This is a genomic window from Acidithiobacillus sp. (genome assembly GCF_023229925.1).
GTDB lineage: Bacteria > Pseudomonadota > Gammaproteobacteria > Acidithiobacillales > Acidithiobacillaceae > Acidithiobacillus.
On the sequence record NZ_JALNYM010000002.1, the window covers coordinates 610657 to 627634 of the forward strand.

General features: G+C 56.8%; 15 protein-coding genes and 1 pseudogene. 14 read left to right on the top strand and 2 right to left on the bottom strand.

Annotation, left to right across the window (positions count from 1 at the left end; all coding sequences use genetic code 11):
- The first annotated feature begins 33 nt into the window (after positions 1–33).
- The 14 genes and pseudogenes from atpF to M0P56_RS12435 form a co-directional block, all read left to right on the top strand.
- Positions 34–513 carry a F0F1 ATP synthase subunit B gene (atpF, locus tag M0P56_RS09450; protein ID WP_291509794.1) on the top strand — a complete coding sequence of 160 codons (480 nt, stop codon included), beginning with the start codon at positions 34–36 and terminating at the stop codon, positions 511–513.
- A 10-nt stretch (positions 514–523) separates the two neighbouring features.
- Positions 524–1063 carry a F0F1 ATP synthase subunit delta gene (locus tag M0P56_RS09455; protein ID WP_291509795.1) on the top strand — a complete coding sequence of 180 codons (540 nt, stop codon included), beginning with the start codon at positions 524–526 and terminating at the stop codon, positions 1061–1063.
- Between the two features lie 16 nt (positions 1064–1079).
- Positions 1080–2624 (top strand): F0F1 ATP synthase subunit alpha, encoded by a 1545-nt coding sequence (gene atpA / locus M0P56_RS09460; RefSeq protein ID WP_291509796.1) that lies wholly within the window; start codon positions 1080–1082, stop codon positions 2622–2624.
- A gap of 9 nt (positions 2625–2633) precedes the next feature.
- Complete coding sequence (gene atpG / locus M0P56_RS09465) at positions 2634–3500, top strand: F0F1 ATP synthase subunit gamma (RefSeq protein ID WP_291509797.1); 867 nt, start codon at positions 2634–2636, stop codon at positions 3498–3500.
- A gap of 41 nt (positions 3501–3541) precedes the next feature.
- Positions 3542–4951, top strand: a complete 1410-nt coding sequence (gene atpD, locus M0P56_RS09470) for a F0F1 ATP synthase subunit beta (protein ID WP_291509798.1) — start codon at positions 3542–3544, stop codon at positions 4949–4951.
- A 3-nt stretch (positions 4952–4954) separates the two neighbouring features.
- Positions 4955–5380 (top strand): F0F1 ATP synthase subunit epsilon, encoded by a 426-nt coding sequence (locus M0P56_RS09475; RefSeq protein ID WP_291509799.1) that lies wholly within the window; start codon positions 4955–4957, stop codon positions 5378–5380.
- A gap of 128 nt (positions 5381–5508) precedes the next feature.
- Positions 5509–6876 (top strand): bifunctional UDP-N-acetylglucosamine diphosphorylase/glucosamine-1-phosphate N-acetyltransferase GlmU, encoded by a 1368-nt coding sequence (gene glmU, locus M0P56_RS09480; protein ID WP_291509800.1) that lies wholly within the window; start codon positions 5509–5511, stop codon positions 6874–6876.
- 46 nt (positions 6877–6922) lie between these two features.
- Complete coding sequence (glmS, locus tag M0P56_RS09485; protein ID WP_291509801.1) at positions 6923–8767, top strand: glutamine--fructose-6-phosphate transaminase (isomerizing); 1845 nt, start codon at positions 6923–6925, stop codon at positions 8765–8767.
- Between the two features lie 176 nt (positions 8768–8943).
- Positions 8944–9774, top strand: coding sequence for a TnsA endonuclease C-terminal domain-containing protein (locus M0P56_RS09490; RefSeq protein WP_291509802.1), 831 nt, complete (start codon positions 8944–8946; stop codon positions 9772–9774).
- Positions 9771–10577 (top strand): hypothetical protein, encoded by an 807-nt coding sequence (locus M0P56_RS09495; RefSeq protein ID WP_291509803.1) that lies wholly within the window; start codon positions 9771–9773, stop codon positions 10575–10577. Before M0P56_RS09490 ends, M0P56_RS09495 begins: the two co-directional genes overlap by 4 nt.
- A 92-nt stretch (positions 10578–10669) precedes the next feature.
- Positions 10670–11515 (top strand): TnsA endonuclease N-terminal domain-containing protein, encoded by an 846-nt coding sequence (locus M0P56_RS09500; RefSeq protein WP_215851297.1) that lies wholly within the window; start codon positions 10670–10672, stop codon positions 11513–11515.
- A 3-nt stretch (positions 11516–11518) separates the two neighbouring features.
- The gene (locus tag M0P56_RS09505; protein ID WP_291509804.1) at positions 11519–13726 is read left to right on the top strand and encodes a Mu transposase C-terminal domain-containing protein; all 2208 of its coding nucleotides are present in this window, start codon (positions 11519–11521) and stop codon (positions 13724–13726) included.
- Positions 13727–14266: 540 nt separating this feature from the next.
- A complete protein-coding gene (gene zwf / locus M0P56_RS09510; protein WP_226822972.1) occupies positions 14267–15673 on the top strand; it encodes a glucose-6-phosphate dehydrogenase in 1407 nt (468 codons plus the stop codon).
- 379 nt (positions 15674–16052) lie between these two features.
- A pseudogene (locus tag M0P56_RS12435) lies at positions 16053–16142 on the top strand (hypothetical protein); the annotation flags it as partial.
- Here M0P56_RS12435 and M0P56_RS09515 read toward each other — a convergent pair.
- Together M0P56_RS09515 and merR are read right to left on the bottom strand one after the other, a co-directional pair.
- Positions 16098–16355, bottom strand: a complete 258-nt coding sequence (locus M0P56_RS09515) for a hypothetical protein (protein WP_291509805.1) — start codon at positions 16353–16355, stop codon at positions 16098–16100. The pseudogene M0P56_RS12435 and the gene M0P56_RS09515 overlap by 45 nt on opposite strands.
- A gap of 128 nt (positions 16356–16483) precedes the next feature.
- Positions 16484–16951, bottom strand: a complete 468-nt coding sequence (merR, locus tag M0P56_RS09520; protein WP_163059731.1) for an Hg(II)-responsive transcriptional regulator — start codon at positions 16949–16951, stop codon at positions 16484–16486.
- Positions 16952–16978: the final 27 nt, after the last annotated feature.

The following is a 16978-nucleotide window of genomic DNA, read 5'->3' on the forward strand; positions in this document are numbered from 1 at the left end:
GGCTGAGCCGGCCCACTTGCAAGTGAGGTAGTCATGAATCCAGTAGGTATCAATGGAACACTGATCATTCAGTTGATCACCTTCGCCATCCTGGTGGCGCTGTTGTACAAGTATATGTATGGTCCTTTGCGCAAGGTCATGGATGAGCGTCGCGCAAAAATTGCCGATGGTCTGGCAGCAGCGGAGCGCGGTAAGGAAGAAATGACCCTGGCGCAGAAGCGTGCGACAGATCTGCTCCGTGAAGCCAAGGAAAAGGCGGCAGAAATTATCGCCAACGCCGAGCGTCGTGGTGTGGAGTTGCGTGAAGAAGCACAGGGTAAAGCGCGTGAGGAGGCGGATCGCATCATCGCCGGTGCGCGCGCTGAAATCGACGTCGAAACCAACCGGGCGCGTGAAGTGTTGCGCGGTCAGGTGGTGGAGCTGGTGGTCGACGGCACCCAGCGCATCCTGCATCGGGAAATCGACGATAAGGCCCATCGCGACATCATCGACCGCATGGTCGGCCAATTGTGAGGAGACTCCCATGGCCGATCTGATCACGGTGGCGCGCCCCTACGCCGAGGCGCTTTATGGTTTGGCGAAAGAGAGTGGTCAGGAACAGGCTTGGGCGGACGCCCTGCAAGTTCTTGCCGCGATGATCGCGGATGCGCAGGCGCAGGCTTTTCTGAATGATCCCGAGCGTGCTGAAGCCGAAAAAGTGGCGCTGCTCAGTGCAGCGCCAGTAAAGGTGGATAGCAAGGCTTGGGAGGCATTCCTGACCCTGTTGATCCACCATGATCGTTGGCCCGCGACGGCCGAGATCGGCACGCTTTTCGGTGAAGCCCTGCGTCACGCAGAAGGCATTGTCGACGTTCTGGTCACCAGCGCCATCGCCCTGGACGCCAATCAGAAAACGGTCGTGCAATCGGCGCTGGAGCGCCGTTTTGCCGGTCGCAAAGTCGCGTTCCGGGAATCGGTGGACGCCGCCTTGATTGGTGGCCTGGTTATTCATACGGGTGATCTCACCATAGATGCTTCCGTGCGTGGACAAGTGCAGCAACTTGCCCGAACCCTTCGCAGCTAAGTCTTGAGGAAATAGTATGCAACAACTGAATCCATCGGAAATCAGTGAACTGATCCGCGCACGGATCGCCGGCTTTGAAGGCCGTGTCGAGACGCGCTCGCAGGGCACCATCATCAGCTTGAGTGACGGTATTCTCCGCATTCACGGTCTGGAAGACGTGATGTACGGTGAAATGCTGGAGCTCCCCGGCGGCCGTTTCGCGCTGGCCATGAACCTGGAACAGGATAACGTCGGCGCGGTAGTGCTCGGCGAGTTCTCCGGCCTTGAAGAGGGCAACGTCGTCAAATGTACCGGTAAGGTCATGCAGGTTCCCATCGGTAGGGCGCTGCTTGGGCGCGTGGTGAATGCCCTGGGCCAGCCCATCGACGGTAAAGGCCCCATCGACACCGAGGAATACGACGTCCTCGAAAAGATTGCCCCCGGCGTGATCGACCGCCAAAGTGTCGACGAGCCGATGCAGACGGGTCTGAAGTCCATCGACGCCATGGTGCCGATTGGTCGTGGTCAGCGTGAACTGATTATCGGTGACCGCCAGACCGGCAAGACTGCCGTCGCTATCGATGCCATCATCAATCAAAAGGGCAAGGATGTGCAGTGCATCTATGTCGCCGTCGGTCAGAAGGCTTCGACCGTCGCTGGCGTGGTGCGCAAGCTCGAAGAATACGGCGCGATGGAGTACACTACGGTGATCGCCGCCAACGCGTCGGAGTCCGCCGCCATGCAGTATCTGGCGCCTTACGCCGGCTGCACCATGGGCGAATACTTCCGCGACCGCGGTATGAATGCTCTGATCGTGTATGACGATCTTACCAAGCAGGCCTGGGCCTATCGCCAGATTTCGTTGTTGCTCCGCCGCCCGCCCGGCCGCGAGGCCTATCCGGGTGATGTGTTCTACCTGCACTCTCGTTTGCTGGAGCGTGCGGCGCGCGTCAACACCGATTTCGTCGAGAAGTTCACCAACGGCGAAGTGAAGGGCAAAACCGGTTCTTTGACCGCCTTGCCCATCATCGAAACCCAGGCGGGTGACGTCTCGGCCTTCGTGCCCACCAACGTGATTTCCATTACCGATGGCCAGATCTATCTGGAAACCGACCTCTTTAACTCCGGTATCCGTCCGGCTATCAACGCCGGTTTGTCGGTATCGCGGGTGGGTGGCGCGGCACAGACCAAGATCATCAAGAAGCTGGGCGGCGGCATTCGTCTGGATCTCGCGCAGTATCGTGAACTGGCAGCCTTTGCGCAGTTTGCTTCAGATCTGGATGAAATCACCCGCAAGCAGATCGAGCGTGGCAAGCGTGTCACCGAGTTGTTGAAGCAGGACCAGTTTTCCCCCATGTCGGTGGCCGAGCAGTCCGTGGCGCTCTTCGCAGCCAGCAGTGGTGCGCTGGATGACGTCGAAGTGGCCAATGTGCGGCCTTTCGAGAAGGCACTTCTGGCTTACCTACACAGCAATAACAAGGACCTGATGGCCGGGCTTGAAGAGAAAAAAGAGCTGACGGACGATTTCAAGAAGCAGCTCGACGCGGCGGTCAAGCAGTTCAAGTCCAGCTCGACGTACTAGGAGAGTAGCATGGCCAATGCCAAGGAAATCCGCGGGCAGATCAAGAGCGTTAAAAACACGCGCAAGATCACCCGTGCCATGGAGATGGTGGCTGCGAGCAAGATGCGGCGCGCGCAGGAGCGGATGCGCGCCGCCCGTCCCTATGCGGAGAAAATTCGTGAGGTATTGGGACATCTGGCGCAGGCACATCCCGAGTACGAACATCCGTTGATGCAGGTGCGTCCTATCAAAAAGGCGGGCTTTATCGTCGTGACCACGGATCGTGGCCTCTGCGGCGCGCTCAATGTAAACGTGCTGCGTAACGTCGTCCACAGGATGCACGATCTCCACGAACAGGGGATCAGCTCTGATCTCGCGGTCATGGGCAATAAGGGGCTGGGCTTCCTGCGGCGTCACGGCGCCCATCTGGTCGCAGAGCTCAACGGATTGGGTGACAAGCCGCATCTGGCCGACATGATCGGACCCATCCGGGCGATGGCCGATGCTTACGCCAAGGGTGAGGTCGACGTGGTGTACCTGGTCTCCTCCCGCTTCGTGAACACGATGTTGCAGCAGGCCACGGTCGAACAGTTGCTGCCGGTGGAAAAGCCTGAAGTGCTCGCGGAGCCACGCGCGGAGACGTGGGATTACATCTACGAGCCCGAAGCCCGTCCGGTATTGGATCGCTTGCTGCAGCGCTATGTGGAATCAGTGGTGTATCAGGCGGTCATCGAGCATCTGGCTTGTGAGCAGAGCGCGCGCATGGTGGCCATGAAAAATGCCTCGGATAACGCAAAGCGCATGGTGGGCGACCTGCAGTTGGCCTACAACAAGGCGCGCCAGGCAGCCATTACTCAGGAAATCGCAGAGATCAGCGCCGGTGCGGCGGCGGTCTGACGATTGTGCATAGCATTTTTGGAATTTTTGAGGGTTAAATCATGAGCGAAGCGGTTGCTAAAGAAAACGCCGTCGGCCATATCGTCCAGGTGATCGGGCCGGTGATCGACGTGGCCTTTCCTCGCGGGCAGGTCCCGGAGATTATGGAAGCTATCGTGGTCAGCGACAAAAACCTGACCATCGAAGTGCAGGCCCAGTTGGGTGACGGCGTGGCGCGCGGTATTGCCATGGGTCCCAGCGAAGGGCTGAAGCGCGGTCTGGCCGTGAAGCGTACCGGTGCGCCCATTAGCGTGCCGGTGGGCCATGGCACGCTGGGCCGTATCATGGACGTCCTTGGTGATCCCGTGGATGGCAAGGGTCCGGTACAGACGGAGGAGCGCAAGGCCATACATCGTCCGGCACCGACATTTGACGAGCTGGCGGCAAGCACCGAGGTACTGGAAACGGGCATCAAGGTCATCGATTTGGTCTGTCCTTTCGCCAAGGGCGGTAAGGTCGGCCTTTTCGGTGGCGCTGGCGTGGGCAAGACAGTGCTCATGATGGAGTTGATCCGCAACATCGCTATCGAGCACACCGGTTACTCGGTGTTCGCCGGAGTCGGTGAGCGCACCCGTGAAGGCAATGACTTTTACCATGAAATGACCGATTCCGGCGTGTTGGACAAGGTCGCGCTGGTTTACGGGCAGATGAATGAACCACCCGGCAATCGCCTGCGCGCGGGGCTGACCGGCCTGACCATGGCGGAGCACTTCCGTGATGAAGGTCGCGACATTTTGATGTTCATCGATAACATCTTCCGTTACACCCTGGCCGGTACCGAAGTGTCGGCACTGCTCGGGCGTATGCCTTCTGCGGTGGGTTATCAGCCGACGCTGGCCGAAGAAATGGGCAAATTGCAGGAGCGTATTACCTCCACGAAGGTGGGCTCCATTACTTCTGTGCAGGCCGTTTACGTGCCCGCGGACGATCTCACCGATCCCTCCCCGGCGACGACCTTTGCCCACTTGGACGCCACGGTGGTGCTGTCGCGTCAGATCGCTGAGCTGGGTATCTACCCCGCGCTCGATCCGCTCGACTCCTTCAGCCGTCAGCTCGACCCGCAGATCGTCGGCCAGGAGCACTACGATGTGGCCCGCTCCTGCCAGAGGACGCTGCAGCGCTACAAAGAGTTGCAGGACATCATCGCCATTCTCGGCATGGACGAGCTGTCCGAGGACGACAAGCTGCTGGTGTCTCGGGCGCGCAAAATTCAGCGCTTCCTGTCGCAGCCTTTCTTCGTGGCTGAAGTGTTCACCGGCAGCCCCGGTACCTATGCCTCATTGAAGGAGACGATCCGTGGCTTCAAGGCGATCGTGGCCGGTGAGTACGATCATCTGCCCGAGCAGGCCTTCTACATGGTAGGTACCATCGACGAAGCCATTGCCAAGGCCCAGAAACTACAGCAGGGCTAAGCCATGGCGATGACCATAGATGTGCAGGTAGTCAGTGCTGAGGGCAGCATCTACGCGGGGGTCGCCGATATGGTGGTGGCCCCCGGCGAGATGGGCGAACTCGGCATTCTGCCGCGCCACGCACCGCTGCTGACCGGACTGCGCCCCGGCGAGTTGCGGATTATTCACGGTACGGAGACGGAGTATTTGTTCGTCAACGGCGGCGTACTGGAAATTCAGCCGAATCTGGTGACGGTGCTGGCTGACTCGGCAGAACGCGCGACGGATATTGACGAAGCCAAAGCCATCGCCGCAAAGCAGGCTGCTGAAGCGCGGATGGCCGGTCAGACGGATCAGATGGAATATGCGGCCGCTCAGGCGGAATTGCTCGAGCAGATCGCCCGTCTGAAGACGCTGCAACGTTTGCGGGAACAGGGATTGTTGCGCTAACGTCTCGACGTATATGCATGCTTGTTGAGTAACATCACACAGACCCCAGCGGCTAAACCGTCTCTGGGGTCTGTGTATTTTATGGTCTAGCGCTTATGCTGGCAGACAATGCGGGGCATGGAGACATCATGTTAACGGATATCGTAATACTCGCCGCCGGGCAGGGCACGCGCATGCGCTCTGCTTTGCCCAAGGTGTTGCAACCTCTCGGGGGAAAACCCCTGCTCGCCCACGTGCTGGCTATAGCGGCGGACTTGTCGCCACGGCGCATTCACATTGTGGTCGGTTACGGCGGCGATGCCGTGCAGGCTGCCTTCCCTGACGCGCCGGTAAGCTGGTGGACGCAGGCACAGCAGCTCGGTACTGGTGATGCGTTAGAATCGGCGTTAGTGGGTCTCACCGGAGCGGACCGGGTATTGGTGTTGTACGGCGATGTGCCCCTCTTAACGGCGGCGACACTGCGCGAATTGCTCCATCAAACCCCGGTGTCAGCACTTGGATTGACGACCGCATCGGTAAGCGAGCCCCACGGCTACGGGCGGATTCTCCGCGCTGTGGACGGTCAGGTGCAGGGTATCCGTGAGCACAAGGATTGCCAGATGGACGAACTAGCCATCTGCGAGATAAATCTTGGGATGATGGTGCTGCCGGTGCAGCCGCTGGCGGGTTGGTTACAGGGACTGTCTGCACGCAATGCCCAGGGCGAGATTTACCTGACGGACCTGGTGGCGGCAGCACGGGCAGATGGCTATGTCGTCTGGCCCTTTACACTGGCGGATGCGACGGAGGCACTGGGAGTAAATGATCCCAGGCAGTTGGCGGATCTAGAGCGTGTGTTTCAGCGACAGCAACTGCGCGCGCTGCAGATGCAGGGATTACGGGTAGCGGACCCGGCACGGGTAGACATTCGTGGGGAGCTTACCTGCGGCGAGGACTGCTGGGTGGATCCCAACGTCTTGTTTGTTGGAGACGTTCATTTGGGTGATCGCGTGCGCGTGGGCGCTGGTGTCGTTTTGCAGGACGTACAGATTGGCGATGACGTGGAGATTTTTCCCTACAGCCTCATCGAAGGTGCGCAAATTGCCGCCGGGGCACGGATTGGACCTTTTGCGCGAATTCGCCCCGGAACAGAGATTGGCGAAGCCGCCCACATCGGTAACTATGTCGAGGTAAAGGCCTCAAAAATTGGTGCAGGCAGCAAAGCCAATCACCTGACCTATATCGGCGATGCGGAGATTGGTACTGGGGTGAATGTGGGCGCGGGGACGATTACCTGCAATTATGATGGGGCCAACAAGCATCGGACCATTATCGGCAATGATGTGTTCATCGGCTCGGATAGTCAGTTGGTCGCGCCGGTGACTATTGGCGACGGCGCCACCATCGGTGCGGGCAGCACGATCACCAAAGAGGTTCCGGCGGGTGGTTTGACGTTGAGTCGCAGTCCGCAGCGTACAATTCCGCATTGGCAGCGGCCACGGCGCGAGAAAAAATAGCGCCAGCTAGTACCGGCAAGGTCTTCGACTACAGGAGAGCAATAATATGTGCGGGATTGTCGGTGGCGTGGGCAAAACAGATTTGGTCCCCATGATTCTGGAGGGGCTGCGGCGTTTGGAGTATCGCGGCTACGATTCGGCTGGCTTGGCGATACTGAAAGAGGGGGCGCAAGGCGCGGATTTGCTGCGGGTGCGCAGCGTAGGGCGGGTCGCCGAGCTGATCGTCGCCGTTGCCGACCGTGGCCTACAGGGTCCGGTGGGCATTGGTCACACGCGCTGGGCCACCCATGGCGGCGTTGCCGAATGCAATGCGCATCCCATGATCTCCCAGGAACAGATTGCGGTGGTCCATAACGGGATCATCGAGAACTTTCATGCCTTGCGCGCCCGTCTGGAAGCGGCGGGATACACCTTCACCTCCGAGACCGATACGGAGGTCATCGCGCATCTGGTACACCATTATCGGCAGAGCGCGTCAGACCTGTTCACGGCGACCCGGCTGGCGGTGGGTGATCTGCGCGGCGCCTATGCCATCGCGGTGATCTCAAGTAGCGATCCGGAGACCGTGTGCGTGGCACGGATGGGCTGTCCGCTGCTGCTGGGCATTGCCGATGACGGGCATTACTTCGCCTCGGATGTGGCGGCGTTGCTGCCGGTGACCCGGCGTGTGCTGTATCTGGAAGATGGCGATGTGGCCTTGCTGCAGCGGGAAACCTTGCGGATTACGGATCAGGCCGGAGTGCCGCAGCAGCGTGAAGAACATTGGAGCCAGCTCAGTGCGGCGGCTGTTGATCTGGGACCTTATCGTCACTTCATGCAGAAAGAAATCCATGAGCAACCCCGCGCCCTGGCCGACACCCTGGAGGGCGCGCTGAATAGTCAGCTCCATCTGTCTGATCTCTGGGGCGCAGACGCCGCAGACGTTTTCCGGGATGTGGATAGTGTGCTGTTCCTGGCCTCCGGAACCAGTCACTACGCGACACTGGTGGGGCGTCAATGGCTGGAAAGCATTGTGGGGATTCCGGCGCAGGCGGAGCTGGGGCACGAATATCGTTACCGGGATTCCATTCCGAACCCGCGCCAGCTGGTGGTGACCCTCTCGCAATCCGGCGAAACGCTGGATACCTTCGAAGCGCTGCGCCGTGCCAAGGAGCTCGGTCATACCCGCACGCTGGCCATCTGCAATGTCGCGGAGAGCGCCATCCCGCGGGCGTCGGCACTGCGCTTCCTGACCCGGGCCGGTCCAGAGATCGGAGTGGCCTCGACCAAGGCGTTCACCACCCAGTTGGCGGCACTCTATCTGCTGGCCCTGTCCCTGGCCAAGGCGCAGGGACATCTGAACAATGTGCAGCAGGCGGATCACCTGGACGCCTTGCGGCAACTGCCGGGTAGCGTCCAGCATGCCCTGAACCTGGAGCCGCAGATTCAGGGATGGGCGGCACGTTTTGCCAGCAAGGACCATGCGCTTTTTCTGGGGCGCGGCTTGCACTACCCCATCGCTCTGGAGGGCGCGCTCAAACTCAAGGAAATCTCCTATATCCACGCCGAGGCTTATCCCGCGGGCGAATTGAAGCATGGCCCCCTGGCCCTGGTGGACCGCGACATGCCCGTGGTGGTGATCGCGCCCAATGACCGCCTCCTCGAAAAGCTGGCCGCCAACATGCAGGAGGTCCACGCCCGTGGTGGTGAGCTCTATGTATTCGCTGATTCGGACAGCCACTTTAATGCCAGCGAGGGCGTGCATGTGATGCGTCTACCCCGTCACGCCGGTCTGCTGTCCCCCATCGTCCACGCAATCCCGGTGCAATTGCTGGCCTATCACGCGGCGCTGGTGAAGGGCACCGATGTGGACCGGCCGCGTAACCTCGCGAAGAGCGTGACGGTGGAGTGATAGGGCGGTTCGGTGTGCCGAGTTTGTTAACGGACAAAAAAGTATCATCCCGGACAAAATAGTTTCATCCTGAACAAAAAAGTATCATCCTCGACAAAAAAGTATCATCCTGCATTTTCAGCTTTGGAATGAAGGTGTATGCTGATCCACAGATCACCAGGTTGGGGATACCTACTATGGCTCGTTGGCGTTACGAGTTTGATGAAGGCAAAATCGCGCGCTTCCAGAAAGAAGGGCGAGGGCAAGGCCGCGGTACAAGTTACAAGCCGTGGCTGACCATACAGGATGTGGCCTCCCATGGCCGCTCACATCGAATTGCCGGAATCAAGACCGGCCGCGTACACCACTTCCTCTCCGACATTGAGCGAGATACTTTTTACCAGTTTGACTGGGCGGATACCGTTACGGACATCCGCGAGCAGTATCCCCTCGACCGTGAATACACCCGCCGTATTGCCGCGGATCTCGATATAAAGCATCCGCGAGACGCCGCTACGGAAATAGTCATGACTACGGATTTTTTGGTCGATATCGCTTATGAAGGGAAGCTGAGGCAGTTGGCCCGTGCCGTCAAGCCCGCCAGCGAACTCGAAAAACCTCGCGTCATTGATAAGCTGGAAATCGAACGGCGCTATTGGGTACAGCAGGGCGTGGACTGGGGAATCATCACTGAGCGAGATATCCCCGAAGCAATAGTCACCAACATTGCATGGCTGCATCCCTATATTACACTTGACCAATTGACCGCGCCTTACGAAGGTTACTATCAAGAAAAGGCACGCCTGCTGTTGCGGGCACTCCCGTTCCATCCCGCAACCACCTTGAGGCAATTCTGCCTGGCCATGGACCAGCAACTTGCTATGCATGTGGGCGACAGTCTCCTGCTTGTCCGTCACCTCTTGGCACGGAAGGCGATTTCCTGTCCCATGGATACGGCTATTACGGACACCTGGCCATTGCGTCAATTTCAGGTGCTCACGGATGAATCCAGGAGGGCCAGCGGATGAAGGACTTGTCTGTGAATCTTTTGCTGGAGTTTCCGGAGGAACACCGAGTTGAGCGTGTGCTCTGGATTGATCCGGGAATGCGGGGTCTATATGCCATCGACATTCGCGATGCCAATGCCCTGCCAGAATTCTACCAAGCGGAAGAAATAGAGAAGATGCGCGATGCCGGCGAGTGGCGTGTGGTTGAGAATGACCCATGGCTACTCGCACTGGCGGATGAAAACATATCAGAGATCTACCGGGACAAACGCGACTCCGCTTGGGAGACGATTCGTCCGCTGATTTTTGATCAACCGGCCATTTTTGATGCCATTGCCCGTAGCGAAGCGGTTAAAAGGGGCATGGAAGAATCTGGAGTAACCAAGCAAACGATTTACCGTTTTCTGCGCCGGTATTGGCAGCGCGGCATGACACCCAACGCTCTGCTGCCCGATTATGCGCGGTGTGGCGGGCTGGGCAAAGACAAGTCCGTTTCTGAAAAAAAACGCGGTCGCATTCCTGATCGAGATGATCTGGGCGTCAACGTGACGTCAGAGATGCGGCAGCTATTTCGTGCTGTTGCCACAAAGAAGTTCATCACCAATAGTCAGTTGGATTTTCGGGGTGCCTACGACGAGCTGATTGCCGATAATTTTTGCGAACGCGTCATCAACGAACACACCGGCCAGCAGGAACTGATTCCGCAAAAAGATATTCCCAGCTTGCGGCAATTCCGCTACTGGTATGAGAAGGATAACGACGTCTTCCGTCTGGATCGTATACGCCGCACCTGTATGGATAAAATAAAGATGTATACTCGATAATAAAGTTGTATACTAGAAAATAAAGATGTATACTCGATATTAAAGATCTATACTCATCTCCAGGTGAAGCGTAGATTTGGAGGTGGAGGCTCATGTCAAAAGGTTCTCGTAGATCCGAGTCAGGAGCTATTGCGCGCCGTCTGAAAGAAGGACGTGGCCAAGGCAGTGAGAAAAGCTATAAACCGTGGCTCACCGTGCGCGACGTACCTTCTCGGGGCTTGTCTGTCCGTATAAAAGGCCGAAAAACGGGCCGTGTGCACCACTTGCTCTCCCAGTTGGAGTTGAGCTACTTCCTCATGCTGGATGATATACGAGCCAGTTGTGTTATGGACATTCGTGAGCAATTTCCTTTGACCCCCATCGAGACGACGCTTGAGATCGCGGATATGTTGAGCATCCCTCACCCCAAAGATCCTAAAACCGGAGAGCCTATCGTGATGACGACCGACTTTTTGGTCATCGTCACGTCTGCTGACGGAGAGCGGCGATTGGCTCGCACGCTGAAGCCATCAGCCGATCTTGGTTCTCCGCGAGTCATTGAAAAATTTGAAATTGAGCGGATATATTGGGAGACTCAGGGAGTAGACTGGGGCATCGTTACCGAACGCGAAATACCTCAATCGCTGGTGGGGAATTTAAGAAGTCTTCAGGGTTGTTGGGATACAGACAATCTACCAGCGGTTGCGGTACCCCAAATCGAACAGATTGAGGCAGAACTCCACAGAGCATTATCCGATAAATCGATGCCATTATTCCAAGCGGCGTTAGATTGTGATGGGCGGTTAGGTTTTGAAAATGGCACCAGTCTGGCAGTGGCTAAATATCTGATAGCTACGAGGCGCTGGGATATCGACCTGCATCAACCGATCAAGACTGAGGAAAACCTGCATATTCTCGTACGCAGGCACGGGCCAACGGAAATGGCTCCGGAGAGATAGGGTATGTCGAACCTTTCGGTGGGTATGATCGTGGAGTGGATCAGTGAACAAGAGGGCTCCACGCCTCTGGTGGAACGCATTCTTTGGGTGAACCCAACCGCAACCGACTTGGTCAGCATCCAATTGGATGAACCGCTCGCCCTCCCCGTCTGGAAAAGGTTCGCGGATATAGAGGAGGCGCTATCTAACGGTTCTGCCATCATTCGGGTAGCGGATCCTTATGCGCATAGATTGCACCCGCCGGAGTCTTTTCTCCTCAAGCATAGACAGCGTCGCGATGCTGCCTGGAAGGTCATAGAAGATATGGTGAGCCGCGTACCGGATATTTACGATGAGAATATCCGTGGCAGCATGGTAGCTGACGCAGCAAATCAGCACTCCGTTCACAAGATGACGGTCTATAAATATCTTCGCAGGTTCTGGTGGGGTGGTATGGTGAAAAATGCCCTTCTGCCGAGCTACGAACGCAGTGGAGGACCAGGCAAAGAAAAATCTGCCAATAATGCATCTAAGCGGGGACGGCCAACAAAGGCGACGGTGTTGCGGGATGCTCCGCCGGGAATTAATGTCGATGACAGCATCCGTAGAATATTTTCAGTAGCCTTTCGTCTTTATGTTGATACCAATAAAGCCCTTACATTGAAGCGCGCATATTCTCGAATGCTGAGCAATTATTTCAATGTTGGCTTTGAAGTAAAATGGGGCGTGCGTGTACCCATTTTGCCGCCCTCTCACCAGCTACCCACATTGGAGCAATTCAGATACTGGTACAAGAAGCAGCAGGACATCGAAGCTTCGTTTACTAAGAGGGAGGGCGCGAGACGCTTTGCGCTCAAGCGGCGCCCTGTGCTGGGTAGTTCCACGAAAATGGCCTTCGGCCCGGGTTCCATATACCAAATCGATGCTACCATAGCGGACGTATACTTGGTGAGCAGCTTGAATCGGTCTCAAATTATTGGCCGTCCAGTAGTGTATGTTGTTATCGATGCCCTGAGTCGCATGATCACCGGACTATATGTGGGGCTTGAAGGACCGAGCTGGTTAGGTGCGATGATGGCGTTAGCTAATGCGGCGAGCGATAAAAAGGCGTTTTGCCGCAAATATGGAATCTCCATATCGGATGAGGACTGGCCGTGCAAGAATCTTCCTATGGAGATCCTGGCGGATCGCGGCGAATTACTGAGTCGGCACGCCGATGAACTGACAGATTCGTTAAACATTACGGTGGCGAATGCGCCGCCCTTTCGTGCCGACTGGAAGGGTATAGTGGAGCAGCAGTTCCGAATTGCCAATGAACGAGTGATCCATTGGGTCCCTGGGGCCGTGCGGCGTGTCGCAAGAGAACGTGGTGACCTGGACTATCGTTTAGACGCAAAACTGGATCTTAACGCGTTTACAGAAATTATGATCTATAATACGCTGAGTTATAACAAAATGCACTGGATGGAATGGTATCGCCATGATGAATTTCAAATTCAGTCCGCGGTGGATCCTTTTCCGCGCACCCTCTGGAACTGGGGAATTGAGCATCGTAGCGGATTCTTACGAACCCGACCTCAGGAGACCGTGTTGCTGGCACTAATGCCAAGAGGCGAAGCCTCCGTAACCCATTTAGGCATCAAATGGCAAGGATTATATTACACCAGCGAGATCGCTGTTCGCGAACAGTGGTTCATACGTGCAAGGGCGACGCGCACATGGAAGGTTTCGGTGGCGTATGATCCAAGAAATATTGAGATGATCTATATTATTCAGCCCAAAGGCGGTATTGACGCTTGCCACCTACTAGAGAAGAATCAGGACTTCGCGGGGTATATGGTTGAGGAAGTGCAGGACTACGTGGCGGATCGCAAGCTCCGAAAAGCGGAGATCAAAACGGATATTCTGCAAGAACGGGCTGAGTTTATGGCCCAAGTAGATGCGGTTGTGACAGCGCAGGAAAATCTGACTGAGGGTGCTGTGTCCACTGACCAGAGCAACCATAAGCGTGTAAAGGATATCCGTCAGAATCGACGGGAAGAACGAGAACGTGTCCGGAAGGCGGAAGCATGGGAACTGGCGGAACAGCCTGGTACACCAAGGAAAATCGGCAGCAGTTCGCAGTCAAACGCAAGCGCTTCTTCGAGTACGGTTGCGTCGCGCAAAAGAGGGTTTTTAAATATTCTGAAGCAAACGCGGAAGATCGATGAACCTGACAACCCAACCAGTTAATGTGTGGCGGCATACATTCGCCTTGGGGATCGGGAGAATGTAAGGCAAAATTCTTGGCCTGGTTAACGTTCAACCATTCTCAGATGCGCGTGACAGCGTGGCCAAGTTTTCTTGTTGGCCTGGCAGAATGTAGGCTGAGGAGTTGTGATTGCACTGCCTGCGACGGTATACGTGACCATTTCGCGAAAAGCATACATTATAATCACCAGCAGGTTGATGTTCTACAGCGGGTCGGTCGGCATCCCTGTTCCCGCGTCGCTGAGTTGACACCGTGACTCTGGAAAGAACACTTCGCGGCTACTTCCTTGCGCTCGGACCTGTATGATATCTCCAGATAATCAGCAAGGTACGCCGCTCAGTTACCACTTGCATTGGAATGTCATAAAAGCTTGGCAGAGCAGAGGCAATTAATGGACACGCATACGAGGATTTTTGAACGGATGGCCGAAGAACTGACCAATGGCGATTATGCCAACCGGCTTCTGTCCACGATGCGTAAGCAGTTTGGCGACTATGATGAGAAAAAAGCGGGGCGCTGAGATGAATAGTATTCATAGCCGCACGACGCCGGCTGATGCACTGGTGATTTTCGGTGTGACCGGCGATCTTGTCCACAAAATGATTTTTCCTGCGCTCTATGCGATGGCCAAGCACGGTGTACTCAACGTGCCGGTGGTAGGGGTTGCCGGCTCAAAATTGAGCCTGGCGCAATTGCGTAAACGTGCGAAAGATAGCATCAAGCAAGCGGGCAAGATTGATGATCGGGATGCCCTCGATCACCTGCTTTCCCTGCTTAAATATGTGGGTGGCGATTACAACGACCTGGAGACGTTCAAAGCCCTGAAACAGACATTGGGCGATGCACAGCGTCCTGCGCATTACCTTGCCATTCCCCCTGCACTGTTCGCGAAGGTGATCAAAGGGCTGGGTTCTTCTGGTTTGGCCGATCAGGCGCGCGTCATCGTCGAAAAGCCGTTCGGACGCGATCTGGCCTCCGCGCGGGAACTTAACCGTATCGCGCAGTCGGTGTTTCCAGAAGATTCTATTTTCCGGATCGACCACTATCTCGGGAAAGAGGCGATCATGAATATCCTCTATTTCCGTTTCGCTAATTCATTTCTGGAGCCAATCTGGAACCGTAACCACGTGGCCAGTGTGCAGATCACTCTGGCCGAGGATTTCGGTATCAAGGGTCGCGGTACCTTTTACGAAAGCGCCGGTTGCCTGCGCGACGTCATCCAGAATCATTTATTCCAGATCGTCGCACTGCTGGCCATGGAGCCGCCGGCCTATCAGGGATTTGGGGCAGTGCATAGTGAAAAAGCCAAGGTATTCCAGGCCATGCGCCCGCTGCAACCGGATGACGTAGTGCGCGGTCAGTACACCGGCTACCGCAAAGAGCCGGGCGTGGCGAAGGACTCGGACGTCGAGACATTCTGCGCCTTGCGGCTGTTCATCGACTCGTGGCGCTGGCAAGGGGTGCCGTGGTACCTGCGTTCCGGTAAATGCCTGGCAGCAACAGCGGCTGAGGTTCTGCTAGAACTAAAACCGCCACCGCAAAGACTGTTCGACGATTCGGCTCCGGTGGATGGTCGGGCCAATTATCTGCGCTTCCGGCTCTCTCCTAACTCAGCCGTTGCCCTCGCCGTGCGCGTCAAGCGCGCAGGCAAGGAGTTCGTCGGCGACCAGCGCGAACTCTACCTGCTGAATGAACAGCCAGGAGAGGAAGCCCCCTACGAGCGGCTGTTGAGTGACGCCATGGCAGGCAATGGAGCATTATTCACCAGTGAGGAGGCAGTTGAGGCCGCTTGGGTGGTGGTCGATCCTGTGCTGAACACACACCACCGGGCGCACCCCTATAAACCAGACAGCTGGGGACCTAAACAGGCCGATGCGCTGATCGCGGCGGATGGAAGCTGGCACAATCCGAGGTCTGTTGTAGCGTAAGCGGCAAATCGGCGGCGTTATGTCGCGGTTTTTTTGGCTATGTGTAAAAAACTGCTTGTAAACCAGTGGCTTTTGAGATCAGCGCACCTACCGCCGCAAAGGTGGCGAAGGTTGGAATATAGGGAGACCGAAGTCGACCGTTTCCAGAAGGTCTCTTGGTTGGAATGGAATGGGTGTCCGGTTTACGGAACCATGGCCTACCGCTGCTCCCGGCCGAATTGCAGGATACAACGCGCTGTCCGCGCTTTCTCATCCTGGCCATGCTGGCCCATAGAAAGTAAACTTGTGTTATATCAGTATGTTAGGGATGACGCACCGATCTTCCACCTACCTTGATATATGGACAATATTATCCGGTCAGTACCGGATGGGCGGACGGATGCTCAGCCCGATTGGAGGAAACATCAACGTGGTGGTCAGCGAGCTAGGCAGCACGCCGGTGGCGGCGCTGCCCGTCGAGATCGTGGAGCGCAAGTGGCTCGGTCACCCGAACACACTGTGCGATGCGCTCGCGGAAGAAGTGGGTCCTGCCGCGATGGGCATTGGCTTCGCACCCTTGACCCACTTGGAAGGCGCAGTGCTCGCAGCGGAGATGGGTCTGCGGGAAGATAAAGTAAAGGGCGTGCGCATCGGGGCTCGGTCCACCCTGACGGTGGCCTGTGCCTTCGAGACCTGGTCGCATATCTCGCCGCGCGCTCTCGGGTTGCTGAGAGCGTGCGCACCACCGCAACCGCCGTCCTCAACGTCGAGTCGGCAGTCGAAGTCAACACCGCCGCAGGGAGCGTGTGTGGAAGAGCGCCCTCGGCACTATCACGGAGTGGCTCGAGGTGGCCACCGTGTTGAACTTCTTGGGTCCACTGAAGCGAGGTTCGTTCCGTTTTGCAGTGACGCAATTAGCGGGCAGGAAACGTTCCCCTTTCGCGCATGGCAGGCGCACACAAGCCCGGACAGCACGGCCTCCATGCGCGCCAAGTCGGCCATCTTTTCGCGCACGTCCTGGAGCTTGTGCTCGGCCAAGTGGCTGGCTTCATCGCAGTGGGTGCCATCGTCCAATCTGAGTAGTTCGGCGATTTCATCCAGGCTGAAACCCAGCCGCTGGGCTGATTTCACAAAGCGTATCCGGGTTACATCTGCCTCGCCATAGCGGCGAATGCTGCCATAAGGCTTGTCCGGTTCCGGCAATAAGCCCCTGCGCTGATAGAACCGGATGGTCTCCACGTTGACCCCGGCTGTCTTGGCAAAAACGCCGATAGTCAAATTCTCCAAATTGTTTTTCATGTCGCTTGATTCCGTACATGACTACGG

Bases quoted from the DNA above. Each gene is read 5' to 3' on its own strand.
- atpF (WP_291509794.1), top strand. From the start codon at position 34: ATGAATCCAGTAGGTATCAATGGAACACTGATCATTCAGTTGATCACC.
- M0P56_RS09455 (WP_291509795.1), top strand. From the start codon at position 524: ATGGCCGATCTGATCACGGTGGCGCGCCCCTACGCCGAGGCGCTTTAT.
- atpA (WP_291509796.1), top strand. From the start codon at position 1,080: ATGCAACAACTGAATCCATCGGAAATCAGTGAACTGATCCGCGCACGG.
- atpG (WP_291509797.1), top strand. From the start codon at position 2,634: ATGGCCAATGCCAAGGAAATCCGCGGGCAGATCAAGAGCGTTAAAAAC.
- atpD (WP_291509798.1), top strand. From the start codon at position 3,542: ATGAGCGAAGCGGTTGCTAAAGAAAACGCCGTCGGCCATATCGTCCAG.
- M0P56_RS09475 (WP_291509799.1), top strand. From the start codon at position 4,955: ATGGCGATGACCATAGATGTGCAGGTAGTCAGTGCTGAGGGCAGCATC.
- glmU (WP_291509800.1), top strand. From the start codon at position 5,509: ATGTTAACGGATATCGTAATACTCGCCGCCGGGCAGGGCACGCGCATG.
- glmS (WP_291509801.1), top strand. From the start codon at position 6,923: ATGTGCGGGATTGTCGGTGGCGTGGGCAAAACAGATTTGGTCCCCATG.
- M0P56_RS09490 (WP_291509802.1), top strand. From the start codon at position 8,944: ATGGCTCGTTGGCGTTACGAGTTTGATGAAGGCAAAATCGCGCGCTTC.
- M0P56_RS09495 (WP_291509803.1), top strand. From the start codon at position 9,771: ATGAAGGACTTGTCTGTGAATCTTTTGCTGGAGTTTCCGGAGGAACAC.
- M0P56_RS09500 (WP_215851297.1), top strand. From the start codon at position 10,670: ATGTCAAAAGGTTCTCGTAGATCCGAGTCAGGAGCTATTGCGCGCCGT.
- M0P56_RS09505 (WP_291509804.1), top strand. From the start codon at position 11,519: ATGTCGAACCTTTCGGTGGGTATGATCGTGGAGTGGATCAGTGAACAA.
- zwf (WP_226822972.1), top strand. From the start codon at position 14,267: ATGAATAGTATTCATAGCCGCACGACGCCGGCTGATGCACTGGTGATT.
- M0P56_RS09515 (WP_291509805.1), bottom strand. From the start codon at position 16,355: ATGCGACCAGGTCTCGAAGGCACAGGCCACCGTCAGGGTGGACCGAGC.
- merR (WP_163059731.1), bottom strand. From the start codon at position 16,951: ATGAAAAACAATTTGGAGAATTTGACTATCGGCGTTTTTGCCAAGACA.